Annotated in this window: 17 protein-coding genes; 10 read left to right on the top strand and 7 right to left on the bottom strand. The window is 48.4% G+C overall.

From position 1 onward, the window contains the following. Window positions 1–62: 62 nt before the first annotated feature. Together ilvC and NWE92_03965 are read right to left on the bottom strand one after the other, a co-directional pair. Window positions 63–1,127, bottom strand: coding sequence for a ketol-acid reductoisomerase (gene ilvC, locus NWE92_03970; GenBank protein ID MCW4028785.1), 1,065 nt, complete (start codon window positions 1,125–1,127; stop codon window positions 63–65). Window positions 1,128–1,321: 194 nt separating this feature from the next. Continuing rightward, entirely contained in the window at window positions 1,322–1,885 is a 564-nt protein-coding gene (locus NWE92_03965) for a hypothetical protein (protein MCW4028784.1), read from the bottom strand. Between the two features lie 219 nt (window positions 1,886–2,104). On the opposite strand from NWE92_03965, the gene NWE92_03960 reads away from it, so the two are divergent. Next, window positions 2,105–3,181, top strand: a complete 1,077-nt coding sequence (locus tag NWE92_03960) for a hypothetical protein (GenBank protein MCW4028783.1) — start codon at window positions 2,105–2,107, stop codon at window positions 3,179–3,181. A 10-nt stretch (window positions 3,182–3,191) separates the two neighbouring features. On the opposite strand, the gene NWE92_03955 is transcribed toward NWE92_03960, so the two are convergent. Further along, window positions 3,192–4,082: a hypothetical protein gene (locus tag NWE92_03955; protein MCW4028782.1), complete on the bottom strand. Its 891-nt coding sequence runs from the start codon at window positions 4,080–4,082 to the stop codon at window positions 3,192–3,194. Window positions 4,083–4,268: 186 nt separating this feature from the next. On the opposite strand from NWE92_03955, the gene NWE92_03950 reads away from it, so the two are divergent. Together NWE92_03950 and NWE92_03945 are read left to right on the top strand one after the other, a co-directional pair. Then, window positions 4,269–5,120 (top strand): hypothetical protein, encoded by an 852-nt coding sequence (locus tag NWE92_03950; GenBank protein ID MCW4028781.1) that lies wholly within the window; start codon window positions 4,269–4,271, stop codon window positions 5,118–5,120. A gap of 85 nt (window positions 5,121–5,205) precedes the next feature. After that, the gene (locus NWE92_03945) at window positions 5,206–5,694 is read left to right on the top strand and encodes a DUF3795 domain-containing protein (protein ID MCW4028780.1); all 489 of its coding nucleotides are present in this window, start codon (window positions 5,206–5,208) and stop codon (window positions 5,692–5,694) included. A 181-nt stretch (window positions 5,695–5,875) separates the two neighbouring features. On the opposite strand, the gene NWE92_03940 is transcribed toward NWE92_03945, so the two are convergent. Together NWE92_03940 and NWE92_03935 are read right to left on the bottom strand one after the other, a co-directional pair. Next, window positions 5,876–6,916, bottom strand: a complete 1,041-nt coding sequence (locus tag NWE92_03940; GenBank protein ID MCW4028779.1) for a HesA/MoeB/ThiF family protein — start codon at window positions 6,914–6,916, stop codon at window positions 5,876–5,878. After that, on the bottom strand, window positions 6,909–8,618 hold the full coding sequence (locus NWE92_03935; GenBank protein MCW4028778.1) for an ATP-dependent DNA ligase: 1,710 nt from the start codon (window positions 8,616–8,618) through the stop codon (window positions 6,909–6,911). The genes NWE92_03940 and NWE92_03935 overlap by 8 nt, the downstream gene beginning before the upstream one ends. A 175-nt stretch (window positions 8,619–8,793) precedes the next feature. Here NWE92_03935 and NWE92_03930 point away from each other — a divergent pair, with 175 nt between their 5' ends. Then, the gene (locus NWE92_03930; GenBank protein MCW4028777.1) at window positions 8,794–9,570 is read left to right on the top strand and encodes a hypothetical protein; all 777 of its coding nucleotides are present in this window, start codon (window positions 8,794–8,796) and stop codon (window positions 9,568–9,570) included. A 26-nt stretch (window positions 9,571–9,596) separates the two neighbouring features. Here the strand turns inward: NWE92_03930 and NWE92_03925 are convergent, their stop codons facing one another. After that, entirely contained in the window at window positions 9,597–9,998 is a 402-nt protein-coding gene (locus NWE92_03925; protein ID MCW4028776.1) for a hypothetical protein, read from the bottom strand. A gap of 183 nt (window positions 9,999–10,181) precedes the next feature. Between NWE92_03925 and NWE92_03920 the strand changes: the two genes are divergently transcribed. The 6 genes from NWE92_03920 to NWE92_03895 all read left to right on the top strand — a co-directional run bounded on the left by NWE92_03920 (window position 10,182) and on the right by NWE92_03895 (window position 15,294). Next, on the top strand, window positions 10,182–10,718 hold the full coding sequence (locus tag NWE92_03920) for an ECF transporter S component (protein ID MCW4028775.1): 537 nt from the start codon (window positions 10,182–10,184) through the stop codon (window positions 10,716–10,718). 35 nt (window positions 10,719–10,753) lie between these two features. Then, a complete protein-coding gene (locus NWE92_03915) occupies window positions 10,754–11,761 on the top strand; it encodes an AIR synthase family protein (protein MCW4028774.1) in 1,008 nt (335 codons plus the stop codon). Between the two features lie 5 nt (window positions 11,762–11,766). Beyond that, entirely contained in the window at window positions 11,767–12,429 is a 663-nt protein-coding gene (locus NWE92_03910; protein ID MCW4028773.1) for a class I SAM-dependent methyltransferase, read from the top strand. 85 nt (window positions 12,430–12,514) lie between these two features. Continuing rightward, on the top strand, window positions 12,515–13,249 hold the full coding sequence (locus tag NWE92_03905) for a glycosyltransferase family 2 protein (protein ID MCW4028772.1): 735 nt from the start codon (window positions 12,515–12,517) through the stop codon (window positions 13,247–13,249). Between the two features lie 55 nt (window positions 13,250–13,304). Next, complete coding sequence (locus NWE92_03900; GenBank protein MCW4028771.1) at window positions 13,305–14,072, top strand: glycosyltransferase family 2 protein; 768 nt, start codon at window positions 13,305–13,307, stop codon at window positions 14,070–14,072. A gap of 172 nt (window positions 14,073–14,244) precedes the next feature. Beyond that, window positions 14,245–15,294 carry a radical SAM protein gene (locus NWE92_03895; protein ID MCW4028770.1) on the top strand — a complete coding sequence of 350 codons (1,050 nt, stop codon included), beginning with the start codon at window positions 14,245–14,247 and terminating at the stop codon, window positions 15,292–15,294. Here the strand turns inward: NWE92_03895 and NWE92_03890 are convergent. After that, window positions 15,287–15,547 (bottom strand): hypothetical protein, encoded by a 261-nt coding sequence (locus NWE92_03890; protein ID MCW4028769.1) that lies wholly within the window; start codon window positions 15,545–15,547, stop codon window positions 15,287–15,289. The two genes, NWE92_03895 and NWE92_03890, sit on opposite strands and share 8 nt — an antisense overlap. Window positions 15,548–15,576: the final 29 nt, after the last annotated feature.

The following is a 15,576-nucleotide window of genomic DNA, read 5'->3' as shown; positions in this document are numbered from 1 at the left end:
TCTCCTCTGAGGCTATTGTTGTTTTAAAATAAAAATTAAAGCGGCAAAAGCCGCGTAGACGTTTATTCTTTCTTTGGTTTGCTTGGACGAAGTGAACGCACAGTTTCGCCTGCACGCCACATTTCGCTGTTACCGAGTTCTTTGAGTTCGTCAGCGAGTTTCTGGCGATAGTCAGGTGCTTTGCTCTTTTCTAGGACGATGCGGGTTTCTTCGCCTGCAGCGACTAGGTCGTAGAGGCTATCAAACACTGGTTGGGTAGCGCTGCGGAATCGTTCCTTCCATCGAAGGGCACCGATGCGTGCGGTTTCACTGCAGTTGCAGTACATCCAGTCCATGCCGTTCTCGTCAACTAGGCGGATGAGGCTTTGGGTGAGTTCTTCGACGGTTTCGTTGAAGGCTTCACTTGGGCTGTGACCGCGTGAACGCAAAGTGTTGTATTGTGCTTCTAGGATGCCTTCTAAGGCGCCCATCAAGGTGCCGCGTTCGCCTGTTAGGTCACTGAATGTTTCTTTCTCGAAGGTTGTGGGGAAAAGGTATCCTCCACCGATGGCTATGCCCAATGCTTTAGCACGTTCTTCGGCTTTGCCAGTTGCATTCTGGAAGACAGCGAAGCTGCAGTTGATACCTGAACCGTCAACGAAGTTACGGCGGACACTGGTGCCGCTGCCTTTGGGTGCAACCAAAATGACATCTATGTCTTGGGGTGGAATCACGCCTGTTTGTTCTTTGTAGACTATGCTAAATCCGTGGCTGAAGTAGAGGGCGTCGCCTTTTTTGAGTGTTGCTTTAACTTTGGGCCATACCGCTTTTTGTCCTGCATCGGTTAGCAGAAACATTTTGATAGTTCCTTTTTTGGCTGCTTCTTCGAGCGGGAAGAGGTTTTCGCCTGGAACCCATCCGTCTGCTACTGCTTTGTCCCATTCTTTTTTGAATACGCCTTCTTTTTCTTGTCCAATGATTACTTTTATTCCTTGATCACGCATGTTGAGTGATTGGGCGGCTCCTTGTATTCCGTAGCCTAAGGAGACGACGACTTCATCTTTTAGGATTTTTTGGGCTTGCGCCAAGGTGAACTCTTTACGAGTGATGACGTCTTCTTTAACGCCACCGAAATCCATTTTTACCATATTATGTTACCTCAAACCGAACTGTGTGGCTGAAGCAGTAATTAAGAATTATGTTGGAATATTTGTTGATGACAAATGTACCTCATCCATACACAAAGCACAGCGCGCCCAAACCAAAACACCTTGCCCATTTTTTTCTTGGTTTACGATTCAGCATAAACTGGTTGTTCACATCATGAATCCATTTTGGAGACCTACCTGCCCAAGGCTGCTTTGAAGTTTTTATTCACAGCAGTTACAGCAGCAAAGCTAATTGGAAGCGTTATTAGCGTCTGAATAGTGTTGAATACCGCGAGCCAAGGCAAAAGAAATACCACAATACCCACCTCGGGTAGCCCCAACAGTCTAAGTACCACATACATCAGAGGCGTTGTTAACAATAAGCGCAAAATTATAGAAAAAATCACAGCAAGTTCAGCTTTACGACGCGAAAAAACCATTTTCTCATGCGCACCTCTTTGCGCAGATAGGTTCGACGCTAAATAGATCCCCAACATCATGGCAGACCATGAGACGATAGAACCTAATGGCAAAAAAGGGTTTGACGGTCCAGGCCACACAAAGAAGAGAAATAGACAATTTAGCGCTGCTGCAAAAAGACCCTCTTTGAAGCCAAAAAGAAGGTAGACGACCATAATCGGTACTTCGGAAAGGGCAAAAAACAAAGCGGGCAAAGCTGGAAAAGGAAATGCAAGGGGCGTTAATGCCATTGCCAAAGCTGCGAGAATTATGACTAAAACAAGGGATTTAGCCTTCATACTCTCGAAAAAGCAACTATATTGGTTTCATTATTTAAGTTTTGATAATTTCCACGCAGCACCGCACCTAAGTTTTAGCCCGCAGGTTTCAGTAGCGCAATAGAGGAAATGTCAGACCAAAAAACTTTGCTTAGGCACCAAAAAATAAACTTGAGTTGAAACGCTTGTTCCAAAATATTCCTTAACTACCCGCCCACTATACCTGTATAGTGATAAAAGATGGCTAACCACAAAACTGCAGCGCGCGCACTGCTTATTCTGCTAATATCCTCATCGATACCGGCATTTCTAATCTTAAACGGTCAAGGTCAAGTAAACGTAGCCGTCGAAGAAAAAATGGTCCAATTAGCCGAGCAAACATCAAACCAAATCCAAAACCTAATCACCAAGGTTTACGCAGACGAAGAAGCACAAGAAAAAATCGAAAACGCCAGCCTAACCCAACAGTTTGAAGCCAACGTAACAATATATCAAAATGAAGGATTAAGCAAGCTCTCGGCGGCTCAAGAGGCTTTAGCGAACTCAAATTATGATTCAGCAGCGGATTCTGCCCGTGAAGCTTTGAGCGTTTTTAGAGAAGTCTACCGTTCACTGCAGCAAATTTTGGAGACAGCAGGCGTCCAAGACAATTCAGCATTAAATAATCAAGAATTATTGGATGCTATAAACCGAGAACTTCTAAGAGTAGAAACCCTTCAAAACCTCCTACCCGCGAACGCAACGCAAGAACGCCTCACCCTTGAAACCTCAAAAGACAAGCTGCTTGAAGCACAAACGGCTCTTCAGGAAGGAAAATACAGTCAAGCGCAAACGCTCTATCTTGAAGCAAAACAAGACATAACCCAAATCTACCAGTACCTAAAAACCCAAGCTGAAGAATCCAACATGTGGCGTCTAAGCAGATACTGTGAAAGCCTACAGCAAAGAATCCAAGAAAGATTCCAATATGGAAGCCAAAACGGCGTCAACTTCGATGCAACCCTTCAATCGCTGGGTTATCAAAGCGAGAGCCAATTCATGCAAGCACTCCAAAACATAATCCAGAATGCCCAATCCCAGTCAGACATCAAAAAAGCCATAGAAGAATGCACAACTGTTGGCCAGATGGTGCAGCAGATGGAACAAGCCCTCAACCAAGAAATTAACCATCAACAAGGACCAACACCCTCCAACGGAAACAGCGGAACAAGCGGTCCAGATAATGGCGCAGGAAACACAGGGGGCAACAGCACAAACAGCGGCAACAACAATCCAGGTAACACTGGCGGCGGCAACGCAGGCAAAGGCGGCAACTAAACCGTATATCTTACTTTTTTAAGGAAACTTGATTTTCAAGCCCAATCTTTTTTACTTCAACTATCTCAAGTTTTTCAAGCCGCTTAATTAATCGCCAAAGACTTGTTCGGGGCATTTCTGGGAAGCGTTCGCGTATCTCGGCTTCAAAGGCTTTGCCGTCTTTTTCCGCTAAGAACTCAATCACCGCGCGGTCTTCCTTCATCAAAGTTGGATTTGCGTTCAAAGTTTTCTTGACGTTAGGTTTGCTTTTTCTCTTGAGCAAAAAAACGCCAACTACGAGGACTACGGCGACTACAGCGATTACGGCGGCGACCAGATATTCTGTGGGGATGGCTGCGTTTTGAGATTGGTCTGTATTGTATAGGTCTTCATATCCGGCGGCTAACTGTAGAATGTAGCTTATTTCCCATTGTCCAGAACCTAACGTTAATGATAGCTGACCGCTTGTGGTGTCGATGGATGTTGGTGTTCCGTTTAGGTAGATGATGGATGAATTTATGGGGAAACTTACGCCCACACTGTAGGGACTATCGAGTAGAAGCGTCCAGACCTCGTTTTCTTTGCTTGTGAGAGTGTTAACGTCATATTCAACATTAACGTGGGTGGCGCCCAGAGAGTAAATTTCCAAGGTCTTATCCTTTAGCTCGTAGTCCACCGCCAATTCGTCACCGTCAAGAACAACCAAGTTTTCGACCTTGCTAGAAAGCAGAGTCACAGACGCTTGGGGCAAAAACTCGTCTATTGTCAATGCTTGCTCGATGTGCACTAAGCCGTCGCGGTAAACCCTAAGTTCAGTTGAGGTTATGCTTACGGTGGATTGAACCGAGGCTAAATAGAACAGTAACAAGGCTAAGGATAGAACAATAACTATCGCCGCTAGCCCCCAGCCGTGCTTTCTCATTATAACTCAAAATAATTTTGGTAAAACAGAAAATAAGTTTTGTGTAGTAAAGGGTCATATGGTTCGCTTGAATTTGTTGTCTGAGTTGCTTTTTTTAGAAGACCTCTCCGTTTCGGCGCTGGAATGCTTGTTTCACAGTGTCCCTTAAGTCGCGCATCGTAATATACACCATGCAAGGGACAAACCTTGAAAAACAAAAAAATCAACCTAAAGAACCTCAGCGCAATGTTACTCATTCTCCTACTCGCGGGATTCATAGCCCCGCTCTCCACGACGGTGGCGGGTAACGGAAACGGATCAAGCCAAGGCGAACAAACAGCAGCCAACAGCACCGCATCGCCGAATGCTGGCTCAGATTCAAACCAAAATGGAACCTCGGCGGCGTCGGACCCTAACACATCTGACAACGCAAAGCAATACAACAAAACCGATGTTACACCCAAAAATCAGATGGAGCAAGTTAGAGCTCAAGAACAAACAAGATTTCAGTTCAGAAACATGACCATAGTCATGAATTGCACCCAAAACTGTAACGTTACCTTCACTGCTGACGAAGAGGTTACCCCAAAAGTGTTCGGGTTAACAGTTGACCCTAACCAGACAATGACGCTTGCCATGAACCTGACTAAGTCTCCCCTTAACGGTGCAATGGTCAATGAAAGATGCTTAAACTTTTACTTAGGTATAGAACCCAACGCTGCTTTGGAGCTTCAAGCCCAGATACGACTGAGAATAAACCAAACGGAACTCAGCCAAAGTCTAAACAGAGAAGTTAACGCTTCAAGATTAACTTGGATGTTCTGGAACCAGACCCGCGCGCAGTGGGAAACAGTTCAAAGCTACATGGACGAAAACGGGGACCTTGTGTGCAACACAAACCATTTCTCCACATGGACTGTAGCCGAAGTTGACCCAGAGGGAGATGCAACCGCGTCAACCAATCAAAGCGTTGTCCCAATAGAATACATCGCGATTGGAGCAGTCGTTGCGATAGCAGTTATTGCGCTGGGATTTGTTGCCTATAAAAAACGCAAATAGGCAAAAATCACCTTTTTTTGATTTAGACCTGTTGCCAGCTAACAGTGCACAATAATCATAAGCCGATTCTACAGATTGTCAAAGTATGGATAACAAATTCAGCCCCGAACTCATAGCGCCCTGCGGCATGAACTGCGGCGTCTGCAAAGCCTACTTAGCTTACTCGCGGGGGGTACCCACCCAGAAGGGCAAAGTGTCCCATTGCTCGGGCTGCCGAGTCAGAGACAAAAACTGCGCCTTCATCAAGCGGGACTTCCCCAAAAAAGTCGGCAAACAACTCAACTCCTGCCTCGAATGCAGTGAGATGCCCTGCCAAAGACTAAGTCACCTTGACCAGCATTACCAAGCACGTTATGGCATGAGCATGGTATCTAACCTCAAAGAAATAAAAGAGAAGGGCATGGATGGTTTCCTCGAAAGCCAAGCTGAAAAGTACCGTTGCCCAACCTGTGGCGATGTGGTTTCGGTTCATGATGGAAAATGCTATGCTTGCAACTATCAAGGAGAGAAGCCTGTAAAGAAGGTTGGTAAGGCTCAGTGGGATAGTGCGCGTTGGGTTCCCGATAAGAAATAGAACAGGTACGGGGTTTTCTACTGGCTTTCAACAAGCTAATGCGCTTGTTTTGCGCCAATACGGACCTACCCCCCTAGGTTTCTGCATAGAACCACTAATAGGATCCAAATAGGCTACAAATAGGTCCGTTGAAAACAAAAGAAAGCAGCAGAGCAAAAATAGCAATCACCGACAGGTCAAACTAAGAATAACCGAGTTTTTGGAGAATTTCTCGGTAAACTTGTAGGGCGGTTTTTTCGTCGGTTACGCCTTTGAGCAGCATGCGACCGCCATTAAAGAGGCTCACATCACACCCTTGGTAGCTAAACATCAAAGCCAACTGAGACTTTAACCGCACTGTGAACAGGTCGCTTATTTTTGGGTAGACTTCGTCGAGGCTGAGTTTTAGGGGCGTTGGGGGGTTGATGTTGGCGGTGTCTTTGCCGCATAGCCACACTAACCGCTCGCCACCAACAGCGGGGGAAAGAGTGTTGTGGCAAGTGGGGCAATGCTTGTTTTTGGAGATATCAATGGCTGTGAAGTCCATGTCGCTAAAGTCGCAGACTAACAGTTTGCCTTTTAGGGTTGTGCCGATGCCCGCGAGGAGCTTTAGGGTCTCCATAGCCAACATCGAACCTATTATGCCTGGTGTGGCGCCTATTACGCCTCGGCTGCTACAATTGGGCAAGTCATTATCAGATAGGTTAGGCAGGAGGCATTCGAGGCAGCCAGTATCAGGCGGAGCAAACACAGAAAGGTTGCCCTCTAAACCGACAGCGGCACCAAACACGTAGGGCACCCCAAGTTTTACGCAGGCACGATTGACAAGGTAGCGGGTAGCCATGTTATCTAAACCATCCACCACGCAATCAACACCCTCCAAGAGTCCTTCTACGTTGCTGGCGTTAACATTCTCTGCGCGGGCTTCAACTTGGATTAGGGGGTTTTGTTTGGCGAGGTGCTTGGCCGCGGCTTCCGCTTTGGGGCAGTGAAGGTCGTTGGGGGTGTAGAGGATTTGGCGATGCAGATTTTGGGCTTCGACGGTGTCTTGGTCGATTAACCGCAGATAACCCACCCCAGCTAAGGCAAGATACAGAGAAGATACGCTGCCGAGTCCGCCGACACCGACCACCGCAACCCGCGACGCGGCGAGTTTTTGTTGCCCCGCCACGCCGAGTTCATTTAGCAGGATCTGCCGACTGTAAAATGTTTCAGCAAACCGCTTCTGTTCCGCTTTATCCACTGTGACCAACCTCTTGAGTGTATTTGCCTTTATTGCGGAACTGCCTATCATATATTTCCCTAACCTGCCCCAACGTGCTCGCTTCCTCAGGGGCTTTATCGTCGCGGATGCGGGTGATGCGGGCGAAGCGGAGTGCCATGCCGCTGGGGTATTTGGGGCTCTGCTGAATCTCGTTGTAAGCCACTTCAACCACAATTTGGGGCAACACAGTAACGCTGTGACCTTCCGTGGCGACTGCGGATCGTTTTAGCCGCGCTGTGAGGTCGGTTATTTCTGAGTCAGTTAACCCCTTAAACGTCTTGCCCACCTCCCAAAATTTGCCAGTCTGAGCATCACGGGCGGCGAGGTAGTAGTCTGATAGCCAGCCTTTGCGGCGACCATACCCAAACTCAGCAGCCGTAATAACAAGGTCAAGCGGCTCAAGCACAGGCTTGATTTTGAGCCAACGCTTCCCCCGCCGCCCCGGAGTATAAGACCCGCCGAGTTTTTTTGCCATCAACCCCTCATGACCCAAATTTAGGGCTTCTTGAAGAAACCCTTCAGCATGAGAGGGTTGGTCGGTGACGATTTGCACACTCAACGGGATGGCGCCTGCTGTTTGGGTGAGGATTTGACGTCGTTTGAGGTAGGTTTTGGCGATTTGGCTTTCCCCGTTTAGGTAGAGTATGTCAAATAGGTAGAGTGTGAGAGGGATGCGGGTTTGCATGTCGGTTACGTTGCGGGTGCGTTTGAAGCGGCGCATGAGGTGCTGGAAGGGGATAGGGTACCCCGCTTTGTCTAATGCGACGACTTCGCCTTCCACAATCGCGGATTGTGCGTGGAGGTTTTGTTTTACGGTTTCAACCACTTCGGGCAAGCTCTCGGTCACATCAGTTAAGCGACGGCTAAACACGCACACGTCCCCTTTCTGCTTGTGAATTTGTACGCGCGCGCCATCGTACTTGTACTCAAACGCCGCTGCACCACCCTGCTCAGTTAAGGCTTCAGTCACTGACTCTGCAGTCTGCGCCAGCATCAACTGCACAGGACGAAAAACACAAAACCCAACCGACTCCAACCCAACCACACCCCGCGTTTTTATGGTAGCCGCAACCTCGCCAATGTCGCCAAGCACCATCGCAGCATGCTGAACCCTCGCCAGAGGCGCCTCAAACGCTTCAGCCACCGCCTGCTCAAGCAATCCCTCATGCAGCCCCGTCCGCATTTCACCCGTAAAAATCTTCACCAAATACTTCGCCTCAACAGGAGTAGCTTGGCTTAGAAGCGCTGTGAGTTGGCGCTCTTTTTTAGTGCGGGAACCCGCGCCACCCGTTTGGGCAAGGGCTTCGAAGGCGCGGTGGACTTCGGTGATTGTTAAGGTTGTTTGGGTGAGTTGGGTCTGTTTTCGGGGTTTACCTTGTTCGAGTACGGCTTTGGTTGCGGAACCGATGTCGCCTGTACGTGCCATTGCTTCGCGGAAGCTTGTCCAGTCGAAGTCACAGACGCTTTCGAGAATGTGGCTAAGGGTTGTCCAGCTGATGTCGAGGGTTTTTTGGCTGTAGCGGGGGAAGGGGCGTCCGATGAGCATGTTTGTGGCTGCTTGGATTTCGTCTGCGTCGACGGTTTGGAGGTAGTTTGCGGTGTAGGCTATGATTTCGAGTCGTTTTTTGGTGGCTTCGATTTTTTCTATCAGTTCACTGAGGGATTTAAAAGAGGTGGGCATAGCTGGGTCCGAGAAGGTGTCTAAAATGATATTGATCCGGTGGATATTTAGCGATTATTGTTTACAACGGTGGGTCAGGCAGTTTCACTTTAACTGACCCCTCCCCCCGCGCGTTATGTTGGTTCGGCGGTGCTTTAAATAGGCAAAACAGCCGAATGACGGTCAGTGAAGTAACATGCAACAACTAATCTTCCAAACCTCAACGGCACAAACAACCCAAAGTACTCCAGCAACAAAGTTAGCTTTCAACCTTCCAGACATAGATGGACTTTTCCCAGGATTCAAAGCAGGCGACTTCGCCGCAATCTATGGAACCCAAACTGTTACTTCGCTCGTGTCCCAACTCTGCATCCGAGCACAATTACCAAAACAGCAGGGCGGCTTAGATAACAAAGTCGTCTTCATCGACGCAGCAAGCAGCTCCGCCTTATCCAGCATCCTAGAAGCAGCTGGGCAACAACGAATAGAAGCAAAAGCCGCGTTGAGCAACATCAAGATTGCACGTGCATACACGGCCTATCGGTTAACTTCACTGATAATGGAGGAGTTAGAGGAAGCCGTAGAAGCGTCCGATGCAAAACTAGTCGTTATCTCTGACATCGTAAATCCCTTCTTAAATGATAACGTTGATGACCAAGAAGCAAAAGCGGTTTACAGCCAAATCATGGGTTACCTCGCAGCCTTTGCACGACGCCAAAAAGTCATCGTAATCGCAACTTATCTGCCTCATGATAGCAACCGAAGAGACAGCATCCTACAAGAGATAACCAGTGCAAAAGCAAACACCGTTCTTAGATTCACAAAAACACCCTACACCAGCGAGGTGGAACTTGAGAAGCATCCCAGCTACATGTTAGGCGTCGCTGAATTCACTCCAGAAGTTAAAACCTTAGTTGACTTCGGCGTGGGTATTGTAGAAGAGCCAGTTACATTAAGCTACAGAATGCTCTAAAAAAGATAAAACCCTAAAAAGAGGGTTTAGGAGAAGACGGAGAAGGATGATTCTTCTTCGGGTTCTTGATTTTTCTTGTTAAGTTCAGCGATTTTTTTGTCGAGTTCTTCGACTTCTTTGTTGTTGCCCAACGCTTTTTGGCTGTCGCGTGCTTGTTCGAGGCCGCTGATGGCGTAGCGGTCAAAGCCCTTGCTTAACGCGACTTCAGCGGATTTGGAGAAGTATTCTGCGGCTTTCTCGTATTCCTTTAGGCGGAAGCTGCATTCTCCTGCTTTGTAACTCATTTCTGCGGAGCCAAAGTAGTTTTGTCCTTTATAGTATAAGTCGGCTACTTTGAGAAAGAGGTCGCGGGCTTCGGCGTTTTTGCCGTTTTCCATCAAAGCGTTCGCGTCTTTGTGGAGTTTAATGGGGTCTTCTTTTAGACTCATAAATTTCACTTACAGTAGTTGTGTTGGGAAAACTTACATTTAGAATTTTCCCCACCGACAAGGACTTAAAGGTTTCTTGGCGTCAATTTCTGTTCTAGAGTCGCGGGGATAGGAGGTAAATAAAGAAGTTTTTATAAGGGATTGGGTAGAGTACACCCGCTTGAACTATAACGCTGTGAAGCCATGACCGAATCCAACCAATCCAGTAGAAATAGGATAACAGTAATCCAAATCGTCCTCTCAGGTGTTATGGCAGCCCTCGTCACCATAGCGACCCTCCTACTGCAGTTCCCAAACCCCGCAACACGAGGCTACACAAACGTCGGCGACATCATGATTTTCGTAAGCGCCCTCACCTTCGGACCCATAGTAGGCGGCTTCGCGGGCGGAGTGGGCTCGGCTTTAGCAGACATAATCAGCGGATACGGCATCTTTGCTCCATTCACCCTCATAATTAAAGGCGCAGAGGGAGCCATCGCAGGGGTAATCTCTAATCGAAGACAGATCTGGCGAGATATACTTGCAGTCACCGTGGCGGGAGCAGAAATGATTCTGGGCTATTTACTGGTAGAATATTTTGTGTTAGGGCTGGGTGTAGCCGCGTTTGCAGAGATTCCTGGCAACGCCTCACAAGTGATTGTTGGCGCAGCAATCGGAGTCCCCATCGCGTTAGTGTTGCGAAAGAGCCTCCCCAAATCGTGGAGAATGCAAGCAAAATAATTAACTTAAAAGCATCCGCTAACAGAGGAATAGGTATGAAGTTGCCGCCTGGAAAAATTCCAATAGACATTCTAAAAGAGGTCGTCTTCAAAAACCTCGGCGCCGCCCGCAGCGAAGTCACGCTAGGCCCAACCGCGGGCGTGGACGGAGCTGTCCTTGATGTTGGAAGCAAAAACGCCATCGTCTCCATGGACCCCATTACGGGTGCAGTGGAACGCATCGGCTGGGAAGCCATCAACGTAAACGCCAACGACATCGCCACCTTCGGCGTGGAACCCGCTTTTTTCTTCTCCTGCATAATGCTGCCCGAGGGCGTTGACAGCAGTATTATCGAAACCATCAGTACCCAGATGCATCTTGCCGCCAAAGAGTTAGGCATAGCCATCGTGGGCGGACACTGCGAAACCACTCCAGGCATAGCTAACCCCATCGTGGTCGGCTGCATAATGGGCTTAACCGAGAAAGGACAATACGTTACCGCCGCGGGGGCAAAATCTGGCGATAAACTGATTTTAACTAAGAGCGCAGGAATTGAAGGCACTGCCATTCTTGCAAGCGACCGCACCAGCCAACTCTCCAAAGTCTTCCCGCCCGAAATGCTCGAAACGGCGAAGGGCTACTTTAGCCAAATCAGCGTTGTCAAAGACGCCCTAACCGCATACCGCGCAGGCGGCGTCCACGCAATGCATGACCCCACAGAGGGCGGCATCCTAAACGGCATCAACGAACTCGCCGACGCCGCAAACCTTGGCGCAAGAGTATGGGAAGAAAAAATCGCGGTAGAACCCGAAACCGCAAAGATTTGTCGTTTTTACGAAATTGACCCGCTCCAGCTCATTAGTTCAGGCGCGTTGCTGATTGCTGCAGCACCTGACGCCGCCAACTGCATTGTGGAGCGGCTTTGTGGGGAGCGGATTTACGCGGAGGTTATCGGCGAATTTACGCCTAACCCCAACAAGCGGATTCTTGTGCATAAGGACGATTCAGCGGAGATTCTGCCGCGACCAGCTTCTGACCACCTCTGGAAAGCCCTTTCGCGGTGACCCATGTGACGTTTGAGCAGGACTACTTTAACAACCGCAATTACCAACGCAAAGCGGCGCTGGTTAGACGGCATGTTTTGGCGGTTCTGCAGTGGGCATCCAAAGCCTCAGGCACAAACCTTTTGGATGGGCACGGGAAGCGGGCGCTTGACGTCGGCTGCGCTTTCGGCTACACTTCGGGGGTGTTGGCTGAGTTAGGGTATGAGACGTACGGTACAGATATTTCGGCGTGGGGAACTAAACAAGCCAAACAGCAAACATGCGGCGAATTCTTGGTCTGCGACGCCCAAAACAACCTCCCCTTCTCGGCGGACACGTTTGATTTGGTGACCTGTTTTGATGTTTTAGAGCATCTGCCCAATCCAGAGAAAGCACTACAGGGAATGTTTGACGCTGTCAAAACCACCGTGATCTGCACGACGCCTAACCGCAAAGTGGAAAAACCCATCCGCACCTTAACAAGAGACTATGACCCAACCCACATAAACGTCAAAACACCAGCACAATGGCGCAACATCTTAACGACAAGTTTGCCGAGGGCGGTTTTCGTAGTGGATGCGTTTTTTGATTTTGCGTTGGGGGGCGCAGTTTTTTGGTCTTTTAGGATGCCGACGTATGGGTTGACGGTTCGGCTATTAGTAAACAAGCAGCCAAACACAGTTTCCTAGGCGAGTTTCTCCGTAACATAAGCGTTGATTTATAAGCTCTATTTGCATCCACCTAGAGATTAAAAGTTAACAGAGACACAAGCGAATGGTCAAAACGGCAGATGCTGTGGACGTTGTGCTGATTACGAAAAATAGTGAGCGTAAGCTATTCGACTGTCTCACATCGGTTTACCAAAACGTCCCCGTTGCCCGCCTCATCGTCGTGGATGGCTACAGCAAAGACCGCACCCTAACCATACTTGAAGAGTTTAACCAAAAATACGGCAATGTTGTGGTGCTTTTTGATAAGGGCACGCGGGGGTCGGCGCGGCAAAAAGGCATCCAAGCCGTCCAAACCGAGTGGTTTGTGTTTGTTGACAGCGACGTGGTGCTCTGCCGAGATTGGTTCAAAAAAGCCCAAGCATACATCAAGCCAAAGGTGGGCGCTGTCTGGGGCATCGAAGTATGGTCAACTATAAAGAACCCCAAAACCCTAAAACTCTTCTTAACCACTACCCACAAAATCTTTGAGGTCCGCGGCGGAACACACGACACTATGATACGCACCGCCACTGTCCAAGACATCAAAATCCCTGATAATCTGCATGTTTTTGAGGACGCATTCATAAAAGAACACATTGAAAACAAAGGTTACCAAGTTGTAGCGTGCTATAACCCGTTTTGTATTCATTATCGTCCAAAGGTTGTTTGGACTTTGGAGGGGAGCTTGGGGTTGATGGTGGAGTCTTTTAGGTTTGGGTCTCCCCGCCTCATTAGTCGCCTGCTGTTGGCGTATGGGTTCTATACGGTTTACTCAGTTTATCAAATGCTGCTAAGTTAAAACGGTACAGATACAGGGTTTAGTTTTTAAGCAGACCCGCCACTTATACGAAGTGATGCTTGCCCCCACATCCCCACAACAGATTGACGTAGTGCTGTTAACCAAAAACAGCGCACACCTACTCAACAACTGCTTAGCCTCAGTATACCGAAACGTCCCAATCAAAAACCTAATCGTCATCGACGGCTACTCCACCGACCGCACAATAGAAATTCTGGAACGCTTCAACCGCAAATACGGCAACGTGCAACTCCATCAAATGAATGGGTCACGAGCTAAAGCCCGCACCGAAGGCATCCGCCGAGTCTCCACAGAATGGTTCATGTTTGTAGACAGCGACGTGCTGCTGAGCCACGACTGGTTTAGGCAGGCACAACAAAACATGACAAAGGATGTTGGCGCAGTCTGGGGGCTAAACGTGGATATTTTGCCCAACGTAAAAAGCAAATGGGCTTTGACATTGCAAACGATTGTGGCGCGTCAATGCTTCCATCTGCGAGGCGGAATGCACGACACCCTAATTCTGCATAAAGCTGTCGAGGACATCGTGATTCCAGAGCACCTACATACCTTCGAAGATGCCTTTATCGTTGAGCACATTTTGAAGCGGGGGTACCATGTCGCGGTGGGCAAGGGAATTTATTGTCTACACTGTAAGCCGCCCAGCAACTGGAACCTCAAAAACGGTCTCGAACAAGCCATAGGCGACCTCCAATGCGGCCTCGTTTACTCCCACCTCTACCGATACGCGCTCTTCTACCCGGTTTTCATGCTGTACTGGGCGCTTCAGTTACCGCTAAACGGATTCCGAGACGGCCACTAAAAAAGACCAGTCGCTGTTGACGCAGAACCCAGCCCGTAGCATGCTAACAACACAGTGCTTAACGCAGCTTTTGATTTCTGGTATTGAGCGTCCAATTGGCAAAGTGCCAGGGGGACAAATAATGGTTTTTATAGTGCAAGCATGAATACAGCTAATATCAACTAAGCGACTAGTGACATCGGATTTGACAGTTGGACTCAAAAAGGCAGCATCAGTAGCGTCTCGTTCACTTTCTCCAGGCAAACCGCATCACGCACAGTGGCTTGTCACTAGAAAATGCAACTATCGATGCCGCGGCTGCAACGTATGGAAAGAACAAGACCAAAACGAACTCTCCACCGAAGAAATCAAAAAAGGCCTCGACATTCTAAAAGGAATGGGCATCGTGGACTTGGTTCTCAGCGGCGGCGACCCCCTACTCCGTGAAGATATCGGCGAAATAATCGAATACGCCAACGAACGGTTCGTGACCACAGTTTATGATAACGGCAGCATGGCAGTCAAAAAGATTGATTGCCTCCGAAACGTTGACTTCGTCGCCATATCCATCGACAGCTTAGACGGGACAAGAAACGACTTCATCAAAGATGTCCCAGGCTCATGGAAAAACTCGATGCACGCCGTAGAAAAGTTACATGCTGAAGGCATCAAAGTTGCTGTTACACCGACCATTAGCCAACAGAACATCTACGAAATCGTAGACATAACCAATCACTTCACAGGTAAAGGCATCCCTGTTTGGTACTGCCTCTATTCATATGACACCTCGGTAGATTCCAAACAGCTATTCCGTATCGGTAAACCAAACGACGACTTCGTCATATCTGATAGGAAAGCCATGGTTAAACTCTGTAACCAGCTAATTGAGATGAAAAAGAATAACAAGTTAATCCTCATGACTGACAAACTGCTCGAAGCCATGCGTGGACTCTACGAAGACGACGAGAAACGCATCTGGAAATGCCAAGCGCTCAACAACTTTTTGGTAGTTGACCACCTAGGCAGAATTGCAGGTTGCCACAGCCACAATTTCGCGGGCTCTGTTTTTGATTTATCCCAAAAATGGAACAGCCCCGAATTCAAAGACCTACGAGCAACATACCATGACTGCACCCAATGCAACTACCTCTGCTACGTCGCGTACTCGCTCTATGGCGGACCACGAGGACTCCTCTCGCTTGCAGGTCAACAGTGGAGAAACGCCAAGCTACTCCTCAAATGAAGCCACCCTCCAAGTTCGGGAAACCAAACAGGTTCAAAACCCTCACAGATAAGACGCCACAGTGGCTGTCGTCTTCCATGTTTTGGAGGGGCAAGTTAAGGTTGCCTAGGATGCTTCGTGTAAAATAGTTCCCAATTAATCGGGGACCTACATCGCGCGGTTTTTTAAGTTCAACAAACGCTGGAGTGAACATCACCAAAAGAGCCAAGGCTGTCGCAGCCGACAAAGCCAAAGAAACTTCAACAAAAGTCAACAACATATCACCATGTCCTTGAGGGTTTT

The sequence above is a fragment of the Candidatus Bathyarchaeota archaeon genome, from assembly GCA_026014745.1.
Lineage (GTDB): Archaea > Thermoproteota > Bathyarchaeia > Bathyarchaeales > Bathycorpusculaceae > Bathycorpusculum.
This window is presented reverse-complemented; position numbering and strand designations above follow the sequence as displayed.